Origin of the sequence: Pseudomonas gingeri (genome assembly GCF_013385425.1) — a bacterium.
In the GTDB taxonomy this organism is placed as follows: domain Bacteria; phylum Pseudomonadota; class Gammaproteobacteria; order Pseudomonadales; family Pseudomonadaceae; genus Aquipseudomonas; species Aquipseudomonas gingeri_D.
In genome coordinates this window covers 1-20,007 of the sequence record NZ_JACAQA010000036.1, presented here as the reverse complement: position 1 = coordinate 20,007, position 20,007 = coordinate 1, and the positions used below count along the sequence as shown (strand labels likewise).

The window sequence follows — 20,007 nt, the reverse complement described above, 5'->3', positions numbered from 1 at the left end:
CAGCACCGATGATCCGCATTACCCTCCCCGACGGCTCGCAACGCGAGTACGACCAACCGCTGACGGTGTTCGAAGTGGCCGCCAGCATCGGCAGCGGCCTGGCCAAGGCGGCTGTGGCCGGTCGGGTCGACGGCGTCCTGGTGGACTGCGGCACCTTGATCGAACAGGACGCGGCCGTGAGCATCGTCACCCCACGGGACACCGAGGGACTGGAGATTCTGCGGCACTCCTGCGCGCACTTGCTGGCCATGGCGGTGAAACAGTTGTACCCCTCGGCCCAGGTCACCATCGGGCCGGTGATCGAAGACGGCTTCTTCTACGATTTCGCCTATGAGCGCGCCTTCACGCCCAAGGACCTGGAACTGATCGAAGCGCGCATGCAGGCCCTGGCCGCAACCAATCATTCGGTGCGCCGCCGTGAGTTGCCGCGCGATGAAGCCATCGCCTGCTTCGAAGCGCGCGGCGAACACTACAAGGCCGAGCTGATACGCTCCATCCCGGACGGTGAAGTGCTGTCGCTGTATCGCCAGGACGATTTCGAAGACCTGTGTCGCGGTCCCCATGTGCCGTCGACCGGCCTGTTGCAAGCCTTCAAGCTGACCAAGGTGGCGGGCGCCTACTGGCGCGGCGACGCCAACAACGCGCCGCTGCAACGGATCTACGGCACCTGCTGGGCCAATGCCAAGGACCTCACGGCCTACCTCACCCGTCTCGAAGAGGCCGGCAAACGCGACCATCGCAAGCTCGGTGCGCAACTGGACCTGTTCCATTTCGATGACTGCGCGCCGGGCTCGGTGTTCTGGCACGCCAAGGGCTGGACCCTGTTCCAGCAACTGATCGGCTATATGCGCAAGCGCCAGGAACAGGCCGGCTATATCGAGGTGAACACTCCGGATGTAATGGATCGCGGACTGTGGGAAACCTCCGGGCATTGGCAGAACTACCGCGACCATATGTTCACCACCACCACCGAGGATGAGCGGGTGTTCGCCCTCAAGCCGATGAACTGCCCCGGCGCGGTGTCGATCTTCGGCCACGGGCTCAAGAGCTATCGCGACCTGCCGCTACGCATCGCCGAGTTCGGCAAGGTCCATCGCTACGAACCGTCCGGGGCCTTGCACGGGCTGTTGCGGGTGCGCCACTTCACCCAGGACGATGCCCATATTTTCTGCACCCCGGCACAGATGCAGGCCGAATGCGAGACGGCGATTGCCCTGGTGTTCGATATCTACAGCGAGTTCGGCTTCGACGATATCGTGGTGAAGCTCTCCACGCGCCCGGCCAACCGGATCGGCAGCGACGACACCTGGGACCAGTTGGAAGGCGCGCTGATCGGTGCCCTCGGGCAGATGGGCATCGAATACCGGATCAATCCCGGCGAAGGAGCGTTCTATGGGCCGAAGCTGGAGTTCGTGCTGCGTGATGCCATCGGTCGCGACTGGCAGTGCGGCACCTTGCAGGTCGATCTCAACCTGCCGGAACGCTTCGACATTGGCTATATCAGCGAAAGTGGCGAGCGCCAACGGCCGGTGATGCTGCACCGGGCGCTGTTCGGTTCACTGGAGCGATTTATCGGCATTCTGATCGAGCATTACAGCGGCGCGCTGCCGGTCTGGCTGGCGCCGTTGCAGGCGGTGGTGCTGAACATCAGCGAGGGCCAGGCCGAATATGCCCGGGATGTCGCCGAGGGTTTGAAGATCCGCGGCCTGAGGGCCAGCGCGGACCTGCGCAACGAGAAGGTCGGCTACAAGATCCGCGAGCACAGCCTGCAGAAAGTGCCGTACCTGCTGGTGGTGGGCGAGAAGGAAAAGGCCGCCGGGCAGGTCAGCCTGCGCAGTCGGCAGGGTGAAGACCTGGGGGTCATGAGCCTGGAGACGGCGTTCCAGCGATTGACCTCATAAACACCACGTCACTGTAGAAGCAGAACTTGTGTGGGAGCGGAGCTTGCCCGCGAAGGGGCCCTCAAAACCGCCAAAAGCTTCGCGGGCAAGCTCCGCTCCCACAATTAAACGAGCCCTGCGCTCCTCATCAGGTACGCGGTTTCACCGGCCCGCAATCCTGCCCCATCCACACCGCCCGGGTTTCCATGCTGCCGTTCTGCTGGATGCCGGTGGCATTGAAAGTCCCGCTGACCTTGGTGCTGAACTCGCGGTCACTGACAAAATGCGCCACGCCGCTGCCCTGGGCCTTCGGACAGCTGAAACGGAATTTCCAATCCGGGCCGTTGCGTTCGGTGACCTGCTGCTGGCAACCCGATTGCGGATCGGTCAGCGGAATCGACTCGGACGCCACCTGTTGCGGCGTCAGGCACACTCGCACGCCCTCACCGCCCAGGTTGACCCCCTGCTTCTCCAGCGCCGCGCGCTGCTCCGGGGTGGTGTTCTGTTTCAGCATACCCATCAGCATGCCGACATCCAGCTGTTGGTTCTCGACCTGCACATTGCTGGAGGTCAGCTCCCACAAGCCCGGTTGCAGCACCTGCGCCTGGGCAACGGGAATCATTGAGCCAAGGACAAGGGCCAGGCCCGGCAGACGAAGGTTCATCAAGTAGCTCCTAGAGAATGGGGTCCATCTTGGACGTCAGAATCATGCGAGGGTTGCGTCAAGAATTAAATAGCGACAATAACCCCGGAACATGGTCTGTTAGAGATTGAAGACGCCTGAGCAGGAGCGCCCATGGATTTTTTTGGCCCACACCTTTTCGCCTACCTGATTGCCCTGATCCATTCCCTTGGCCTGATCGCCGCCATCCATGCCGTATTGACCGTGCGCACCGCCCAGGGCGCGATTGCCTGGGCCCTGTCACTGATGTTCATCCCGTACCTGACGCTGATTCCCTACCTGGTCTTCGGCCGCAGCAGCTTCGACGCCTACATCAAGGCCCGGCGCCAGGCCAACGTGGAAATGCGCAAGGCCATCGCCGACCTGAACTGGCGCCCCTGGGTCGAAGAGGCCCTGGCCGCCCGCAGTTCCCAGGCCTATGCCTCGCTGCGGGCGATGCCGAAACTGGGGCGCATGCCATGCCTGGCGAACAACCAGGTGCAGTTGCTGATCAATGGCGACGCAACCTTCGAGGCGATTTTCCAGGCCATCGACCAGGCCCACGAAGCGGTGCTGGTGCAATTTTTCATTATCCATGACGACCAGCTCGGCCGACGGTTGCAGAAAAAGCTCCTGGAAAAGGCCGCCGAAGGGGTGGCGGTCTACGTGCTCTACGACCGTATCGGCAGCCATGCCCTGCCCCACACCTACGTCGAGGCCCTGCGCGAGGGCGGTGTGCAGATCCGCGCGTTCGCCACCCGCAGCGGTTGGTTGAACCGCTTCCAGGTGAATTTCCGCAATCATCGCAAGGTGGTGGTGGTCGACGGGCTGGTCGGTTTTGTTGGCGGGCATAACGTCGGCGACGAGTACATGGGGGCCAAACCACCGCTGTCGCCCTGGCGCGACACCCATGTGCAGGTGAGCGGACCGGTGGTTGCCTGCTTGCAGGAGTCATTCGCCGAAGACTGGTTCTGGGCCTCGCGCAAACTCCCGCCGCTGATCCTGCCGGAGTCCTACCCGGACGGCGGTGTGCTCTGCCAGTTGCTCGCCAGCGGCCCGGCCGACCCGGTGGAGACCTGTTCGCTGTTCTTCGTCGAAGCCATTCATGCGGCCCGGGAACGGGTCTGGATCACCAGCCCCTACTTCATCCCCGACGAAGCGGTGTTCGCCGCCTTGCGCCTGGCGGTGCTGCGCGGCGTGGATGTGCGCCTGCTGCTGCCGTCACGCCCGGACCACCGCATCGTCTACGCCGCCTCCAGCCTCTACGCTTTCGAAGCCGTGCGCGCCGGCGTGCGGGTGTTCCGCTACCGCCCCGGTTTCCTGCATCAGAAGGTGGTGCTGGTGGACAACGAAATCAGCGCCATCGGCAGTGCGAACCTGGACAACCGCTCGTTCCGGCTGAATTTCGAAGTGATGTTACTGACCGTGGACGAGGCCTTCGCCCGGAAAGTGGAACAGATGCTCGAGCAGGACTTTGCCCTGGCCCATGAAGTGGCCAAGGACGAAAGCCGCAAAACCCATCGCCTGCAACAGCTCGGCATGCGGGTCGCACGCTTGATCTCGCCGATCCTCTAGAGAGGAACCTCGGCGCAGGCGCCGCCCAAGGCCGCGCCTGCGCGGGGGTCAGCGATAAAGATCGTCGCGGGTCCAGGGCAGGTTGTGGCTGCCGTCGGAGAAGGCTTTTACCGCCAGGATCTGGTGCAGGTTGATCCAGCCCTTTTCAAAGGCGTAGGCGCAACCGGCCAGGTACAGCCGCCAGATCCGCAGGGCGCGTTCCGGCACTTCACGGCCCGCTGCCTCCAGGTTGTTTTCCAGGCGCTGGCTCCACTGCTCCAGGGTCCGCGCGTAGTGCAGGCGCAGGCTCTCCACGTCGACCACTTCCAGACCGGCCTCGCTGATTTCAGCAGAGATCATCGACAGATGTGGCAACTCGCCATTGGGGAACACATAACGATCGATAAAGTCGCCGGCACCGCGTCCCACCGGGCGTCCGTCGGTGTGCTTGGCGGTAATGCCATGGTTCATCACCAGGCCGCCTTCGCGCACGGCACCGAACAGGACCTCGCAATACTGCTTGAGGTTGGCGTGGCCGACATGTTCGAACATGCCGACGCTGACCACCTTGTCGAAGCGACCGTCCTGGGGCAGGTCACGGTAATCAAGCAGTTGCAGGTCGACCTTGTCCTGCAGACCTTCGGCGGCCACCCGCTCCCTCGCCAATGCCAACTGTTCCTTGCTCAGGGTGATCCCGAACACCTTGACCCCGAACTCCCGCGCCGCATAACGCGCCAGCCCGCCCCAACCGCAGCCGACATCCAGCAGGTACTCGCCCGGTTGCAGGCGCAGCTTGCGGCACAGGTGGCGGAACTTGGCTTGCTGGGCTTCTTCGAGGGTCGCGTCGGCGCTTTCGAAGTAGGCGCAGGAATAGACCATCTCGCGGTCCAGCCAGAGCTGGTAGAAGGCGTTGGAGAGGTCGTAGTGGTAGGAGATGGAAGCGGCGTCGGTGGCCTTGTCGTGGGCCAGGCGCGGCGGCGGGTTGTCCCCTTCATCCTCCAGCAGCGCCTGGCTCAACTCGTCGCAGACCCGCACGACTTCGCTGATCGGTCCTTCGAGTTCCAGCTTGCCTTCAACGAAGGCGCTGCCCAGCAAATCCAGCGTGGGATGGGTGAATTGCGCGACCAGTTGTGGGTCCTTCACAACGATGGTGACACTGGGCGTCGGCCCGAGATTGATTTCGTGGCCGTCCCAGAGTCTCAGGCGAAGCGGTAGCTGAAGATTCTGTAAGGCCGGTGGAAGTTGCGCGAGCATGAGTTATCCCCCTTGTTTCAGACGTCTGAATTAAGGGTAGCGCATTCACGGGATCTGTCAGCCTATCGAGATAATAGACTCGAACTATGGGTTTTGCCCGACACCGTTTCACGGGAAGAATGGCAGCGTCAAAGCCTGTGGCGTTGAGCAACCAGGCCGTCGCTCACCCATTGCTTGAGCCAGCTGACCGCCTGCAAAGGCGCCCCCTCTCCCAGGCTGGCCGCCAGCTCGGCGCACAATTCGGCGAAACTCCAACCGGCATTCACCATGCCGTCCAGGGCCTGGACTTCCGCCGGTTCCAGGCTGCGATAGTGGCAGACCAGGTCGGCACGCCAGACCAGGCAGACCTGGGGTTGTTCCAGTTCGAGGCTGTCGGGAAACTCCGTTTCGGCCTTCACCGCCCGCCACATCGCCAGGCTGTTGAACCGACCACTGAGCCATTGCACGCTGGGCAGCAACTCCAGTTGCAACGACGGCCAGGCCTCGGCCGGCAGGCCGGCCATGGCCGCGAGGGTCAGGGGCTCGCCCGGCACGGCATCGAAGGCCAGGGTAAAGGCCCACTCCAGGCGAATCAGTTCCGCCAGGGGCGCGCTCTGCTCCGGCACCAGATGACGCAGGGCAAACGCCTCGAAGCCGGCACCGAGCCAGCGCAGGCTGTAATGGGACGATGGGCATTCGCGCAGATAGGCCGCGGTCAGCGCATCGAACTCCTCGTCACCCAGCCAGTTCCACACCGTGGGAAAGTCGCTGCGCAGGGTTTCCTGCAAACGGGCGCGGTAAGCGTTGTGGTAAATCGCCAGGCCGGTTTCGACATCCAGGCTCGGCCCGCCGATCAGGCTGGCGCCCAAGGCGTCACTGGCCACGGCGTTTTCCCCGAGCAGGTAACGTTCAAAAGCCAGCTGCCAGTCATTCAGGCGCATAACGACCTCCGGGCCAGGGCGGTAGCGCCCAACTCACGGGCCTTGTCCAGCTCGTCCACCAGTTCACCCAGTGGCGGGAAATGATCGTCGCGCTCCAGCAGGGTCGCCACCGGTCCCAGGTGTTCGAGGGTCCGCTGATAGAGCTCCCAGACCGGATCGCAGACCGGATGATCATGGGTATCGATCACGTAGTCGCCATAGTCCTCATGCCCGGCCAGGTGCAATTGGCGGATCTTGCCTGCCGGCAGGCTGTGGATAAAAGTCCAGGGATCGAAACCGTGATTGCGCCCGCTGACATAGACATTGTTCACGTCCAGCAACAGCTCGCAGTCGCTCAGGCGACTGAGGGCTTCAAGAAACTCCCACTCGGAAAATTCATCGGAAGCAGCTCGCACATAACTGGAGACATTCTCCAGCACCAGCGGCTGCTGCAGCACGTCCTGCACCTGACGGACCCGGGCCGCGACGTAGTACAGGCTTTCTTCGGTGTAGGGCAGCGGCAGCAGATCATGCAACTGATGGGCGTTGCCGCGGCTCCAGCACAGATGGTCGGAAATCCACGCGGGATTGACCCGCCCGGCCAACTGCTTGAGTTGTTTGAGGTAGTTCATATCCAGCTCATGGGGCCCGCCGATGGACAGCGACACGCCATGCATCACCAGCGGATAGCGCTCGGCGATGGCATCCAGGTAGTACAGCGCCTTGCCGCCCTGGACCAGGTAATTCTCGGAAACGATCTCGAACCAGTCCACCGCGGGCAACTGCTCGAGGATTTCCTGGTGATAGTGACTGCGCAAACCCAGGCCATAACCCAGGCAGGGACGGGAAACGGACATACTGGACTCCTCGCTGAAGTGTCCGCAGCGGCGTCAGGGGCCGACCGCTGCGGGAGCACTCGGGCGTCGTTTATTCGCCGATTTTGCCACCGGCTTTTTCACAGGCCGACTTGGTCATGGCCTTGAAGCCCTGGCCTTTGCAGGAACCCATGCCTTTGCAAGCGTGATCCTTGGTCTTGCAGTCGTTCTGGCCTTTGCAGGCGTTGACACCATAGCAGTGAACCTGGGCATCGGCGGCCGACGCCTGGGTGACGACACCAGCAAACATGGTGGCGGCAGCGAGAGCGAGAGCGGCACCAGCAGCGGCGGTTTTGATCGACATGGTTTTTATCCTCGAAAATGCGTTAGGGGTATCGGTCCGAACGGAATGTTCAGTCTCGACATGGCAGTAGAGAGCGGTCGCCGCCAGCCGTTACAGCCCCTTGCAAATTTTTTTGAAAATAATCCTCGACGCCCTCATCGACCGGCCGCTCCTGCCAGGGATGACCTGCAGAAGTATTGCGTTACTACATAACAGAAACTCCCTAACAAGTAATAATTAAAGCATTACCCGAACAGTGTAACCCGTATATCAATTAACCCAACAACACGGAAAACACTGACATTAATTTATCTGCAATCCCACTGTTCGAAACAACCAGAAAAATTACCACCGGTTAACCGGCTACTCGTGTAACAAAATTCAACATCTGCGTGACTTGATTGGTATCCTGGCAATGACTAACATCCTTCTGACTTTAAATACCTCTATCGGTTCATTAAAAAATTCGTAACTTTCCGTATTGAAAAGCGTTCGCCAAGGGTTCCGCGCCACGCCTAACCCCTTGAATAGACGGCTCGATACCCAAAACCCTTATTGACCCTCGTACGCTCACCAACGCCACGAGGCCAGATAACTTATAACTATATGCCTCACCCTTAAAACACTTGACACCCTTTGTGCGCGCTGCCGACTAATAACATGCCCAACACTCGGCGCGCACACTTGAGCGACGGAGCCGCCATGAGCCATACCTTGAGTGAATACCATTATTTTCAACGCCCGCTGGGGATGACCCCAAGTGCGGAGACTTCCAGTTGCCTGACCATCAATCAACCCGGTTCGCCCCTGGGCCTGAGCAACCTGCTGGACTTGATCAGCCATGAGATCAGCCGCGAAGACAATCAACAGATTCATCGGCTCACCTTCAAAAGCGGTCAGACACTTTGCATAAAGGCCGACTCGCAACTGACCACCGTCCGTGGCCGGAGGATCAATTTTCACGCCGAGTCGACGTACCCCTACACCACCTTTCTCGAAGATCCGGCTCGAACCGGCGGCAGCAAGCCCTCCAGGTGATGCCTTGACCAAAGTTGCGTACAAGGACAATATTATGATCATAATATTTTGTGACACCTGCCTTTGTCCTTCTTCCTCAACGCGGTGTCTCCCAGGAGAACAGTCATGAGCAGCTACGACGTCGTCATCATCGGAGGCGGACCCGGGGGCTACAACGCCGCCATTCGCGCCGGCCAGCTGGGTTTGAAGGTCGCCTGCGTGGAGGGCCGCGCGACCCTCGGCGGAACCTGCCTGAACGTCGGCTGCATGCCGTCCAAGGCCCTGCTCCACGCGTCCGAGCTCTATGAGGCGGCCGTGGGCAGCGAGTTCGCCAACCTCGGGATCGAGGTCACGCCCAGCCTCAACCTCGCGCAGATGATGAAACAGAAAGACCAGGGCGTGGCCGGGCTGACCCAGGGTATCGAATACCTGTTTCGCAAGAACAAGGTCGAGTGGATCAAGGGCTGGGGGCGGATCGCCGGCCCTGGCAAGGTGCTGGTCAGTGCCGCCGACGGCAGTAAAACCACCTTACAGGCCAAGGATATCGTGATCGCCACCGGCTCCGAGCCGATGCCGCTGCCGGGTGTCGAAATCGACAACCAACGCATCCTCGACTCCACCGGAGCGCTGTCGTTGCCGGAGGTGCCCAAACATCTGGTGGTGATCGGCGCCGGGGTTATCGGCCTGGAACTGGGCTCGGTGTGGCGGCGGCTCGGGAGCCAGGTCACGGTGGTGGAATACCTGGACCGGATCTGCCCCGGCGTCGACCTGGAAGCCGGCAAGACCTTGCAGCGCTCGTTGAGCAAACAAGGCATCAACTTCCTGCTCGGCTCCAAGGTCACCAGCGCCACCCGCTCCGCGACCGGCGTACGGTTGCGCGTGGAACCGGCGGCCGGTGGCGAAGCGCAGTTGATCGACGCCGACTACGTGCTGGTGGCCATCGGCCGTCGCCCCTTCACCCAAGGGCTTGGCCTGGAAAACGTGGGGCTGTCCACCGACAAGCGCGGCATGCTGACCAACCAGGGCCACCGTACCGAAGCCCCGGGTGTCTGGGTGATTGGCGACGTCACCAGCGGCCCGATGCTCGCCCACAAGGCCGAAGACGAGGCCATGGCCTGCATCGAGCAGATCGTCGGCAAGGCCGGCGAGGTCAATTACGCGCTGATCCCCAGTGTGATCTACACCCGGCCGGAACTGGCCAGTGTCGGCAAGACCGAAGAACAGCTCAAGGCCGAAGGCCGTGCCTACAAGGTCGGGAAATTCCCCTTCAGCGCCAATAGCCGGGCCAAGATCAACCACGAGACCGAGGGTTTCGCCAAGGTCCTGGCCGACGAGCACACCGATGAGATCCTTGGCGTGCATCTGGTGGGCCCGAGTGTCAGCGAGATGATCGGCGAATACTGCGTGGCCATGGAGTTTTCCGCCTCGGCCGAAGATATCGCCCTCACCTGCCATCCACACCCGACCCGCTCGGAAGCCCTGCGCCAGGCGGCGATGAACGTCGAAGGCCTGGCCACGCAGATCTGAGTCAGTCGGGCAGATGATCCAACGGCAGCGGTCCGGGCGCCTTCACCGCCTGGATCGCAAAGTTGCTGCGGATATCACGTACACCGGGCAGGCGCAGCAGTTGACCATTGAGGAAGCGTTCATACGCCCGCAGGTCGGGCACCACCACTTGCAGCAGGAAGTCCGACTCGCCGGACACCAGGAATGCCGAGATCACCTGGGGCAAGGCCATGACCGCCAGGCGAAAGGCCTCGGCTTCGGCCTCGTGGTGCCGCTCGACCTTGACCCCGACGAACACCGTCAGCCCCAGCCCGACTTCATCGCGGTCCAGGTTCACCTGGTAGCCACGAATCACCCCCGCCTCCTCGAGCATGCGAACCCGACGCAGGCACGGTGACGCCGAGAGACCGATCTGTGCGGCCAGCTCGACATTGCTCAGGCGTCCGTCCCGTTGCAAAGCCGCGAGGATTTTACGGTCATAGGCATCGAGTTTTATTTTTGGCATATCCGACTACCCGCTTCGACTGTATTGGCAGAAAGTACCAAGTCTAAGCCTTTCACGGGTTGAATACGCAAGCACCTGCCCTGGCCTTCCGACATAGAATTTTCTCCGGTTATCCCTTCTTGGAGAAACAGCACGATGCTCCTCTACCTGTTCGCACTGGCGATGGTTTATCTGCTTCCCGGCCCCGACATGATCCTCCTGCTGCAAACCGGCGCCCGCCATGGCCGTAGCCAGGCCCTGACCACCGCCCTCGGCCTGGGCATCGCCCGCGCCTGCCATGTGGCGCTGGCGGCCCTGGGCCTCGCGGCGCTGTTCAAGGCAGCGCCGTGGACCTTCGATATCGTACGCCTGGCAGGTGCCGCCTATCTGTTGTGGATCGGCCTGCGCATGCTGCGGCCCGGGTCGCTGGCGTTGCTGAACGCGGATCACCAGGGTACCCAACAAACCTTGAGCTGGCGCGGCGCCCTGCAACAAGGACTGCTCACCAATCTGCTGAACCCCAAGGCGTTGCTGTTCTGTTCGGTGCTGCTGCCGCAATTTATCGACGCCCATGCCGGCCCGGTGGCCGCGCAGTTCCTCGGACTCGGCGTAACCCTGGTGGCGGTCGGGCTGCTATTCGATAGCTGTTACGCCCTGGCCGGTGCCTGGATCGGCCAATGGCTCGATAAGAGCCCAAGGGCGCAACGCCTGCAGCAATGGCTGTTCGGCGGCCTGTTGATCGGTTTTGCCGTCCGATTGGCGTTTATCCAGCAAGCCTGAGGCCGTTGTGCAAAAGAAACGCCGTTAGCAGGTGAGCCGACGGCGTTTTTCTTATACATTTTGCCTCCTACTCCCACGGACAAGTGTTCCAACCATGACCAGCACGCTCGATCGTCTTATCGCCGGCACGCCAATTCTCTACGCGGGTAACCGGGTTTCCCCGGTGCCGCCGGAATTGGCCGAGCGTTTCCAGCCGGGCGATCATCTGCTGGTGGACCAGGCCAGCGGCGAACTGCTGCTGATTCCCCATGCCGTGCAACAGATCGCGACCCAGGCCATCGACACTGCACAAACTGCGTTCACCGCACTGGCCCAAGTCTCGGACGAGGCCATCAGCCAGTTCTTCGACCTGTTTGCCCAACATCTGGAAGCACCGGCTTCCTGGGCATTGATCGAGGCCGCGAACCAGGCCGATATCGCCCAGGCCAAGGCCCGTGGGCGCTCCACCACCCGTCTGCTGGCAAGCGAGGCCATGCGTCGCGACATGATTGCCGGGCTACGGGCCTGGCGTGATGCGCCGCTGATTCGCGGTCGGGTCCGTGAGTCCGTGGAACATGAAGGTTGGAAGGTTGAGCAAGTCGTCGCGCCCCTGGGCGTGGTGGCATTTGTCTTTGAAGGTCGGCCGAATGTGTTTGCCGATGCTGCCGGCGTTCTGCGTACGGGTAATACCGCCGTGCTGCGGATCGGCAGCGATGCCCTCGGCACGGCCCAGGCAATTGTTCGCCATGCACTCAATCCGGCGCTGCACGAAGCCGGTTTGCCGGCGGGTGCGGTGTCCCTGGTGGAAAGCAGCGATCGGGCAGCAGGCTGGGCGATGTTCGCCGACCGCCGCCTGTCACTGGCGGTGGCCCGGGGTTCGGGCCATGCCGTAAAGCAGCTTGGCGGAATCGCCCAGCAGGCCGGCACTGTGGTCAGTCTGCACGGCACCGGCGGCGCCTGGCTGGTGGCCCATCAGGACGCGGACGCCAAGCGCTTTGCCGAAGTGGTGCGCAACTCCCTGGATCGCAAGGTCTGCAACACGCTTAATGTCTGTGTGATTCATCGCCAGCGCGCAGCCGAACTGGTGCCGTTGTTCCTTGAGGCGCTGAAGGCTGCCGGCGAAGCACGCGGCCAGCGCTGCAAGCTGCATATCGTCAGCGGCGATGAAAGCGTGCTGCCGGCCGAGTGGTTGCACGCGCGGGTGCAGGTCCAGCGTGCCGAAGGGTATGAGGAAGAAGCACAAACCGAGTCGTTGCCCGAAGACCAACTGGGCCGCGAATGGGAGTGGGAAGGGACGCCGGAAGTCAGCCTGAAAATCGTCGACGACCTGGATCAGGCGGTTGCCCTGTTCAATCGCTACAGCCCGCAGTTCACCGTGTCGCTGATCAGCGCCGACCGTGGCGCCCACGATTACTTCTACAACAGCATCAACGCCCCCTTTGTCGGCGATGGCTTCACTCGCTGGGTCGATGGCCAGTACGCGCTGAACAAGCCGGAACTGGGGCTTTCGAACTGGGAGAACGGGCGCCTGTTTGCCCGTGGGGCGATCCTCTCCGGGGATGGAGTGTTTACCTTGCGTAGCCGGATGAGCCAGATCGATACCAGCCTGCGGCGCTGAGGCATCTTTCAGGCAGCGGGCTCGTCGCAGATAGTGAGGACACCATCAATCTGTAGGAGCTTGGCTTGCCAGCGAAGCTTTTAGCGATCTTGAGGGCCTCTTCGCTGGCAAGCCAAGCTCCTACAGGAATGTGCCATACATTCAGATCTGTGCTCAGAGATCCAACACCAGAGGCTCCGTGCTCTGCGCCGGAATCGCGCAACAAATCAGCACCTGCCCCTCGCTCGGCAACTCCGCGGGCGGTTGTGGATAATGTACCTGTCCGCTGATCAAGCGGGTGCTGCAAGTGCCACAGGATCCGCCCCGACAACTGAACTCCGGCTGCAAACCCCGGCTTTCCGCCAACACCAACAAGCTCTCACCTTCAGGCTGCCAGCGCGCTTCCTTGCCAGAACGATGGAACACCACCGGCACCGATTGCGTAGCTGCCGGTGGCTGCTCGATCTGCGGTGCACCCGGGTCCTGACGACGGCGCAACGTCGACGGACCAAAAGTCTCCGCATGAATACGCTCATCACGGATATCCATATCCCGCAGTTGGTCATATATCCCCTGGGTAAAACCACCCGGGCCGCACAGGACAAAATCCACCGAGTCATAGTCGTCGACCGTCAACACGGCCTTCAACACCTCGACATCGAGTCGACCTTGCAGATGGTAATCCTCACCCGGCACTGCCTCAGGCTCCGGCTGGCTCAGCAGTCGCACCACCTGGACCGTCTCGCCCGCACGCGCCATCAGCTCATCCAGCTCAGCCCGAAACGGCAGTTCCGCCAACGAGCGGGCGCTGTGGAACAAAACCGTAGGCCGCATCCGCCGAGTGCGTTTGCCCTGGTACACCACCTCCCGCAGCATCGACAACAAAGGCGTAATCCCCACCCCCGCCGCCAGCAATACCAACGGGCGCTGCTCATGGGTCGCCACGGTGAAATGCCCCTGTGGTGCACGCGCCTCAAGCACATCACCGACCTTGAGCTGGTCATGCACATGGGACGACACCCGGCCGTCGCGCTTGACGCTGATCCGGCAGAACTCATCCGATGGCGCGCCCGACAAACTGTAGGTACGAATCTGCGTCTGCCCGCCCAGGTCGAAACGCAGCGGCAGATGCTGCCCGGCCTGAAACACCGGCAACCCGGCCCCATCCGTAGGCTCCAGATACAGCGAACGAATGTTGCGACTTTCCTCGACAATCCGGCTGATCCGCAAAGGCCGCCAGGCATTGCCCAGCGCCTCGGCTTGCAAACGTGCTACGGCCTGGTCCCAGCTGCCGGTCATCAGGCTGTTGGGTGAAAAGCCCTCGAACTTCCAACGCAAGGTCGAAGCCGCCGGACGCCGCACACAATGTTCCACGTGGAACGTCCACAAACGTTCGGCGCCTTGAAAGGCTTTCACCAGCGGTCCGTCGAGGATGACTTCGGTGCGCCCGCTGAGTTGCAGCAGGTCACCCGTATTGAAATCGATAAACAACAGGCCCGCGCGGGGATTGATCAGCAGATTGCCCAAAGTGTTGAAGTGCAGGTTGCCGGCGAAATCCGGGATGGTCAGGCAGTCGCCCTCAACCCGCACAAAACCGCTTTGCCCACCACGATGGGAAACATCCACGGAACGGGCGCCATCGATATCCACATAACTGGCGACGAAGAACGTATCGGCGGCATGGATCATTGCCGCCGCCTCGGCGTCCAGGCCTTGCGACCGATGAACGACTTGCGTGACCGGGTCCGGCGCAGGCACCCGTTCGAACTGACGCAACTGGATGTACTGCGGACAGTTACCGAAGGCATGTTCCACAGACACGCTCAGGGTTTTTCCAGTCAGCGCCGCCACACGCCCATTGATACGGTTGCGTCGCCGGGTATGCAGCTCCATTCCCAGCAAGCCGATGGCCGCGCCGGCTCGCAGGGCTGAATAGGTCGGGTCCGCAACCTGTGGAAAACTCGCCACCTGCAACAACCTGGGATCGGGAGAAAAGGCAAAGCCCGGCTCGCCCTCAAACAGGCTCGCCCAGGGATTGCCCTGATCGTCGACGGTGCCGAACAGCAGGAACGGCAACTGGCGATAAAAGTCACGATGCTGGTCCGGCATGTAGTCACGGATCACCCTCGGACCGAGTTCAGCCATCCGTTCGGCGACACCGACCTGGGTCTGCATCTGCAGTTCACCGACGTGCCAGGGTGATGCGCTGGATATATTCATCGCGACTTCTCCACGGGAAACCCTCCCGGCCGAAGTGGACGGGAGGTTTCATCGATCTCAGGCGGTCTGCAATCCGGCGACGGTACGCGGCATCGGCACAAAGCCCGGCAAGGCTTCGATCCGCGCCAACCAAGCCCGTACATTGGGGTAGTCCGCCAGCGAGACATTGCCTTCCGGCGCATGGGCGATATAGCTGTAGCCGGCGACATCGGCGATGGTCGGTGTGTCACCCACCAGATAGGACGACTGGTTCAGTTCATGCTCGACGACCTTGAGCAAGGCATGGGAACGGCTGATCGCGTCCTCGGCGTCAAAGGGTGCACCGAAGACCGTGATCAACCGGGCCCGGGCCGGACCGAAGGCAATCGGCCCCGCCGCTACCGACAGCCAGCGTTGCACCTGGGCGGCACCAACCGGATCGGTGGGCAGCCAGCGGCCTTGTCCATACTTGAGTGCCAGGTACACCAGAATCGCCGCGGAGTCGGCGAGGACCAGGCCTTGATCATCGATGACCGGCACCTGGCCGAAGGCATTCAGGGCCAGGTATTCCGGGGTCTTATGGGCACCGCTGGGCAAGTCCACATGAATCAGTTCCACCGGCAGACCGAGCAGGGACAACATCAGTTCGGCGCGATGGGCGTGGCCGGAGCGGGAAAAGTTGTAGAGCTTGATGGGGGTCTGGGACATGGCGGTACTCCACGGGGGCAGAAGCGCAACCCGGGATGGTTCGCGCTGATGGAGTGATCTTGCTCCTTCAGCGAAAACAACAGAATCACCAGAAACGGCAATCCATTCTTTCAAAAAATGAAATACCGATCAGCCTTTCAGGTTCGGGTGTTCGCGTAAGGCCGCGACCACGAAATCGACAAAACTGCGCACCCGTACGGAAACCGTGCGGCCTCCTTGATACACCACATGGATCGGCAGCGGCGGAAACTCGAAATCTTCCAGTACGATTTCCAGCTCACCGGCCGCCAGCTTGTCCGCGACTTGATAAGACAGCACCCGGGTCAGGCCAAGGCCCAGGCAGGCCGCGTGGATCGCCGCCCGATTCGCCGTCAGTGCCAATCGTGGTTCCAGGCGAATGCTCAAGGGTTTGTCGCCTTCGAGGAATTGCCAGCTCCTGACCTGCGAAGCCGAGGCGGCCATGACGATCTGCGCCTGGCGCAACTCGTCCGGATGTCGGGGACGGCCCTGTTTGTCCAGATAGGCCGGTGAAGCGCAGACCACCCGGCGGACCTGCCCTACCCTGATGGCGTGGTAACCGCTGTCGGGCAACTCGCCAATCCGCACCGCGACATCGATCCCATCCTCGACCATGGGTACCACGCGGTCCAGCAGCAGCGCGTTGATATCCACCGCCGGATACTGCGCCAGGTAACGCACCATCACCGGCGTGACATACAACTCGCCGAACAGCACCGGCGCGGTCATGGTCAGTTGGCCGCTGGGACGGGCGTGACTGTCGGCGGCCGAGGCCTCGGCTTCCTCCATGGCGGCGAGGATGCGTCGGCAGTCTTCCAGATAACGCTGCCCGGGTTCGGTCAGGTGCACGTTGCGCGTGGTACGCACGAGCAACTGGGCGCCGATGCGTTTTTCCAGCGCCGCCACCGCCCGGGTAACGCTTGGTGCCGAGAGGCTCAGACGCCGCGCCGCCGCCGCGAAGCCTTGCTCCTGGGCGACGGCAATAAACACCTGCATTTCCTGGAATCTGTCCATGGCTTGGCTTACTCGCTGCTACGGCGGATCGCGGTGACTATGCTGGCAGGTCAGAAAGGAAGTCCAACAGCGCATCGTTCACGAACGACGGGTTCTCGATACTGGAGATATGCCCGGCCTCCGGTATCCCGATGTACTGGCAACCGATCAACTCGGCCATCTCCCGAGCCTCGCTCGGTGGCCGTGGCTTGTCCTGCTCGCCGCACATCACCAGAGTGCGGCTGGCATCCAGCGTCGCCAGCTCGGCCAGACGATCGTCGCGTCCGAAGATCAGCCGTCCCAATGGGACGATGCTGTCGCGCAGGCGCTCGCTCGAATAGGTCGTCAGGGACGCGCGAAACGCCTGATAGTACGGCAGCTGCGGGTCGACACCTGCCTTGAAGAAAATCGGCGTGATTGCATCGAGTAAAGGCGGCGGAATACTGCCGGCGTCCTCGATCATCTTCAGCATCGAGAAATAATATTGCTGGGTCGGTGCAGGTTCTTCGCCGGCATAGGTATCCATCAACACCAGGCCACGGACGCGCTCGGGTGCCGCCAGGGCCAGGCGCGCGCCCCACATGCCGCCGACCGACAGGCCGACCAGGGTGAAACGCTGAACTTCCAAGTGATCCAGCAAGGCCAGCACCTGATTCGCCAGATCGTCGAGGCTACGAGTGTTCTCCGGCAGCTGTCCGGACTGCCCATGGCCCCAGAGTTCCGGCACGATCACTCGGTAGTGTTGCGAGAGTGCCGCGATCTGCGGTGCCCACATGCCGCTGTCCCACAGGTAGCTGGAGCCCAGCACCACCACCTCGCCCGCGCCCTGGTCGAGGAAGTGCAGCGGTTGTCCATCGATCGTCACAAACGGCATTGAATTATCCTTCGCTAATGGATGAAACAACGAGTGCCCAGGCCCCCTGCACTCGGAATCAAGAGATCGGACAGCGTTGCCCGCACGCGTTCAAATGTCCAGAGGTATGGGCGCTCATTCATATGAGGCATAGGTTTTATGCCCGTGACCGGCGTTCCCGGTTTAAATCATGGAGCAGACACTTGGGCCCTCACCACGAGGCGAGTGGCCACCCTGGGCCCTCCCTCAGTTCTACCTTCCTGAGGGCATTACCATGAACAAGCTTCAAGGCAAGATTGCAGTTATCACCGGTGGCAGCAGCGGCATCGGTCTTGCGACCGCCCAGCGTTTCGTTGAAGAAGGTGCTTATGTCTTTATCACCGGCCGGCGCCAAGCCGAATTGGACAAGGCCGTCGCATTGATCGGTCGCAACGTGACAGCCGTGCAGGGCGACGTCTCCAGCTCCGAAGATTTAAACCGACTCTACGAGGTCGTTGAACGCGAGAAAGGCGGCATTGACGTGCTCGTCGCCAACTCGGGCATCGTGGACCCCACCTACCTCAATGACGTCAGCGTCGAACACTATGACGGGACGTTCGATATCAACGTCAAGGGCCTGTTGTTCACCGTACAAAAAGCACTTCCCTTGATACGTGATGGCGGCTCGATCATCCTGACCGCTTCAATCGCCGCCACCAAAGGCATTCCCGGCTACGGCACCTACAGCGCGACCAAAGCGGCCGTCCGCTCGTTCGCACGGACCTGGACACTGGAGCTGCAAGACCGTGGCATTCGGGTCAACAGCCTGAGCCCGGGCCCGGTTGATACGCCGATCATGGAAAGCCAGGCGTCCACCCAGGAGCAGGTCGATCAGTTGAAAGCATCGTTCGCCAAAGCCGTTCCGCTGGGGCGCCTTGGCCGCCCGGAAGAAATTGCTTCAGCCGCGCTGTTCCTGGCCTCGGACGACAGCAGTTTCGTTGCGGGCATTGACCTGTGCGTCGACGGCGGCATGGCTCAAGTCTGAGACCGGCAGCCACCCTGGATCAGGTGAGCGCCACTGAGGTGGCGTTTCCCATCAACTGCTCCACGTAGGCCACGAACGCACGAGCCTTGGCACTTGCCATGCGCCCGGTCGGGAAGATGGCCCAAAGGTCCATTTCGGGAAGCTCCCAGTCCTGAAGAACGGGCACGACCTCTCCGCTGGCCAGCTCAGGGGCGAACATCCACTCAGAGGAGAGTGTCAGGCCGTAGCCTGACAATACCGTTGTCCGAATACCCTCGGCAGCGGTGACTCGTACACGGCCGTTGAGGGTGACTGACTCCTCGGTCGTGCCTTTTTTGAATAACCACGATGCACCCCCTCCGCCCAGGGAATAGATCACCGCTTCATGGTCCGCCAAATCCGCGGGCGACTCGGGCACACCGCGTCGTTTGAAATAACCGGGCGTAGCCATTACCAACCGTCGGCATCGGGCAATCCTTCTGGCCGTCAAACTCGAATCGCTGAGGTTGCCCATGCGCAAGGCGATATCGATCCCCTCTTCAACAAGGTTCACCGATCGATCGTCAAGCAGCACGTCAACATCAAGCAGAGGGTGCATCTCCAGGAATCCCCCCAAATGGGGAAGAATATGCAATCTGGAAAAGGTCACTGTCGTGGAAATGCGTAATGTCCCGGTCAATCCGGCACCCGCCCCGCGCGCGGCGAATTCGGCTTCGTTGGCCTCCTCGATGACCCTCTTCGCCCGTTCAAAAAAGAGCGTGCCGGCCTCGGTCGGAGATAACCCTCGCGTCGAACGGGTCAGCAAGCGAACCCCCAGGTGCTCTTCAAGCTGCGCGATGCTTTTTGAAACAGCAGGCTGTCCGACGTTCAGACGTCTGCCTGCCGCGGAAAAGGAACCTGTCTCCACGACGTAGACGAAGGTTTCCATCGCAGCCAACCGATCCATCTTATTCTTCCCCGGAATGATTCACGTCACTTCGAGCAGTCTGCAGGTATTGCCTGGGAGCGTGCAAAATTTTTCTGTCGGCCGTCAGACCTCGGAAGAAAGGCCGCGCACTTCAACGAGAACGACGCGGTGATAAATCGCGGGGAAAAAAAAGCCGCCTTGATCGGCGGCTTTATACATGGTTTCAGACAATTAAGAGTGACACAAGGACACCAGAAAAATCAGTCAGTTAACCGCATATTGTCTTGCTTCTCGTTAGTAAAGACTGACACAAGGTGCCATCGGTTGCTGAAAAATCAGCTTTTTTCAACAATTAAGAGCGACATAAAGCTGAACTTACCAGCGGGGCAGTGACGACGCCCTGGTACGCATCTGGAGCGAGTTCTAGAGAGGCGTTGGGGGGAATGGTTTACTCAGATCTTGGCCCATAGCCTTAAGGGGCGGGATCTCCGGAAGCGCTCATACGTCTTTTCGATGCGCCGCTTATGAACCTGGGTGTCATCGCCAATGTAAAACTG

At 61.4% G+C, this 20,007-nt stretch carries 18 protein-coding genes; 7 read left to right on the top strand and 11 right to left on the bottom strand.

Features of this window, described 5'->3' with window-relative positions; genetic code table 11:
* Positions 1 to 8 precede the first annotated feature (8 nt).
* Positions 9 to 1,901, top strand: coding sequence for a threonine--tRNA ligase (gene thrS / locus HX830_RS28905; protein WP_152736598.1), 1,893 nt, complete (start codon positions 9 to 11; stop codon positions 1,899 to 1,901).
* 127 nt (positions 1,902 to 2,028) lie between these two features.
* Here the strand turns inward: thrS and HX830_RS28900 are convergent, their stop codons facing one another.
* Positions 2,029 to 2,544, bottom strand: coding sequence for a DUF3617 domain-containing protein (locus HX830_RS28900; RefSeq protein ID WP_152736597.1), 516 nt, complete (start codon positions 2,542 to 2,544; stop codon positions 2,029 to 2,031).
* Positions 2,545 to 2,676: 132 nt separating this feature from the next.
* Here HX830_RS28900 and cls point away from each other — a divergent pair, with 132 nt between their 5' ends.
* Entirely contained in the window at positions 2,677 to 4,116 is a 1,440-nt protein-coding gene (gene cls / locus HX830_RS28895; RefSeq protein WP_177104078.1) for a cardiolipin synthase, read from the top strand.
* A 48-nt stretch (positions 4,117 to 4,164) separates the two neighbouring features.
* Here the strand turns inward: cls and cfaB are convergent, their stop codons facing one another.
* The 4 genes from cfaB to bufA2 form a co-directional block, all read right to left on the bottom strand.
* Positions 4,165 to 5,349 carry a C17 cyclopropane fatty acid synthase CfaB gene (cfaB, locus tag HX830_RS28890; protein WP_177104076.1) on the bottom strand — a complete coding sequence of 395 codons (1,185 nt, stop codon included), beginning with the start codon at positions 5,347 to 5,349 and terminating at the stop codon, positions 4,165 to 4,167.
* A 128-nt stretch (positions 5,350 to 5,477) separates the two neighbouring features.
* Positions 5,478 to 6,269: an HvfC/BufC N-terminal domain-containing protein gene (locus tag HX830_RS28885; protein ID WP_177104074.1), complete on the bottom strand. Its 792-nt coding sequence runs from the start codon at positions 6,267 to 6,269 to the stop codon at positions 5,478 to 5,480.
* Positions 6,260 to 7,105 (bottom strand): MNIO family bufferin maturase, encoded by an 846-nt coding sequence (bufB, locus tag HX830_RS28880; RefSeq protein WP_103497146.1) that lies wholly within the window; start codon positions 7,103 to 7,105, stop codon positions 6,260 to 6,262. Before bufB ends, HX830_RS28885 begins: the two co-directional genes overlap by 10 nt.
* A gap of 70 nt (positions 7,106 to 7,175) precedes the next feature.
* Positions 7,176 to 7,427, bottom strand: a complete 252-nt coding sequence (gene bufA2, locus HX830_RS28875; RefSeq protein WP_103497147.1) for a BufA2 family periplasmic bufferin-type metallophore — start codon at positions 7,425 to 7,427, stop codon at positions 7,176 to 7,178.
* 681 nt (positions 7,428 to 8,108) lie between these two features.
* On the opposite strand from bufA2, the gene HX830_RS28870 reads away from it, so the two are divergent.
* Positions 8,109 to 8,444 carry a hypothetical protein gene (locus HX830_RS28870; protein WP_177104072.1) on the top strand — a complete coding sequence of 112 codons (336 nt, stop codon included), beginning with the start codon at positions 8,109 to 8,111 and terminating at the stop codon, positions 8,442 to 8,444.
* A gap of 105 nt (positions 8,445 to 8,549) precedes the next feature.
* The gene (lpdA, locus tag HX830_RS28865; RefSeq protein ID WP_177104070.1) at positions 8,550 to 9,950 is read left to right on the top strand and encodes a dihydrolipoyl dehydrogenase; all 1,401 of its coding nucleotides are present in this window, start codon (positions 8,550 to 8,552) and stop codon (positions 9,948 to 9,950) included.
* 1 nt (position 9,951) lies between these two features.
* On the opposite strand, the gene HX830_RS28860 is transcribed toward lpdA, so the two are convergent.
* Entirely contained in the window at positions 9,952 to 10,425 is a 474-nt protein-coding gene (locus HX830_RS28860; protein ID WP_177104157.1) for an Lrp/AsnC family transcriptional regulator, read from the bottom strand.
* 144 nt (positions 10,426 to 10,569) lie between these two features.
* Here HX830_RS28860 and HX830_RS28855 point away from each other — a divergent pair, with 144 nt between their 5' ends.
* Complete coding sequence (locus HX830_RS28855; protein WP_103497150.1) at positions 10,570 to 11,193, top strand: LysE family translocator; 624 nt, start codon at positions 10,570 to 10,572, stop codon at positions 11,191 to 11,193.
* 94 nt (positions 11,194 to 11,287) lie between these two features.
* Positions 11,288 to 12,790 carry an aldehyde dehydrogenase family protein gene (locus HX830_RS28850; RefSeq protein ID WP_177104067.1) on the top strand — a complete coding sequence of 501 codons (1,503 nt, stop codon included), beginning with the start codon at positions 11,288 to 11,290 and terminating at the stop codon, positions 12,788 to 12,790.
* Between the two features lie 153 nt (positions 12,791 to 12,943).
* Here HX830_RS28850 and HX830_RS28845 read toward each other — a convergent pair whose 3' ends face one another.
* The 4 genes from HX830_RS28845 to HX830_RS28830 form a co-directional block, all read right to left on the bottom strand.
* Complete coding sequence (locus HX830_RS28845) at positions 12,944 to 14,989, bottom strand: 2Fe-2S iron-sulfur cluster-binding protein (protein WP_177104065.1); 2,046 nt, start codon at positions 14,987 to 14,989, stop codon at positions 12,944 to 12,946.
* Positions 14,990 to 15,046: 57 nt separating this feature from the next.
* A complete protein-coding gene (locus HX830_RS28840; RefSeq protein ID WP_177104063.1) occupies positions 15,047 to 15,676 on the bottom strand; it encodes a glutathione S-transferase family protein in 630 nt (209 codons plus the stop codon).
* A gap of 129 nt (positions 15,677 to 15,805) precedes the next feature.
* Complete coding sequence (locus HX830_RS28835; RefSeq protein WP_177104061.1) at positions 15,806 to 16,708, bottom strand: LysR family transcriptional regulator; 903 nt, start codon at positions 16,706 to 16,708, stop codon at positions 15,806 to 15,808.
* A 37-nt stretch (positions 16,709 to 16,745) separates the two neighbouring features.
* A complete protein-coding gene (locus tag HX830_RS28830; RefSeq protein WP_177104059.1) occupies positions 16,746 to 17,561 on the bottom strand; it encodes an alpha/beta fold hydrolase in 816 nt (271 codons plus the stop codon).
* A 253-nt stretch (positions 17,562 to 17,814) separates the two neighbouring features.
* On the opposite strand from HX830_RS28830, the gene HX830_RS28825 reads away from it, so the two are divergent.
* Positions 17,815 to 18,564: an SDR family NAD(P)-dependent oxidoreductase gene (locus HX830_RS28825; RefSeq protein WP_177104057.1), complete on the top strand. Its 750-nt coding sequence runs from the start codon at positions 17,815 to 17,817 to the stop codon at positions 18,562 to 18,564.
* A gap of 19 nt (positions 18,565 to 18,583) precedes the next feature.
* Here HX830_RS28825 and HX830_RS28820 read toward each other — a convergent pair whose 3' ends face one another.
* Complete coding sequence (locus tag HX830_RS28820; protein WP_177104055.1) at positions 18,584 to 19,489, bottom strand: LysR family transcriptional regulator; 906 nt, start codon at positions 19,487 to 19,489, stop codon at positions 18,584 to 18,586.
* Positions 19,490 to 20,007: the final 518 nt, after the last annotated feature.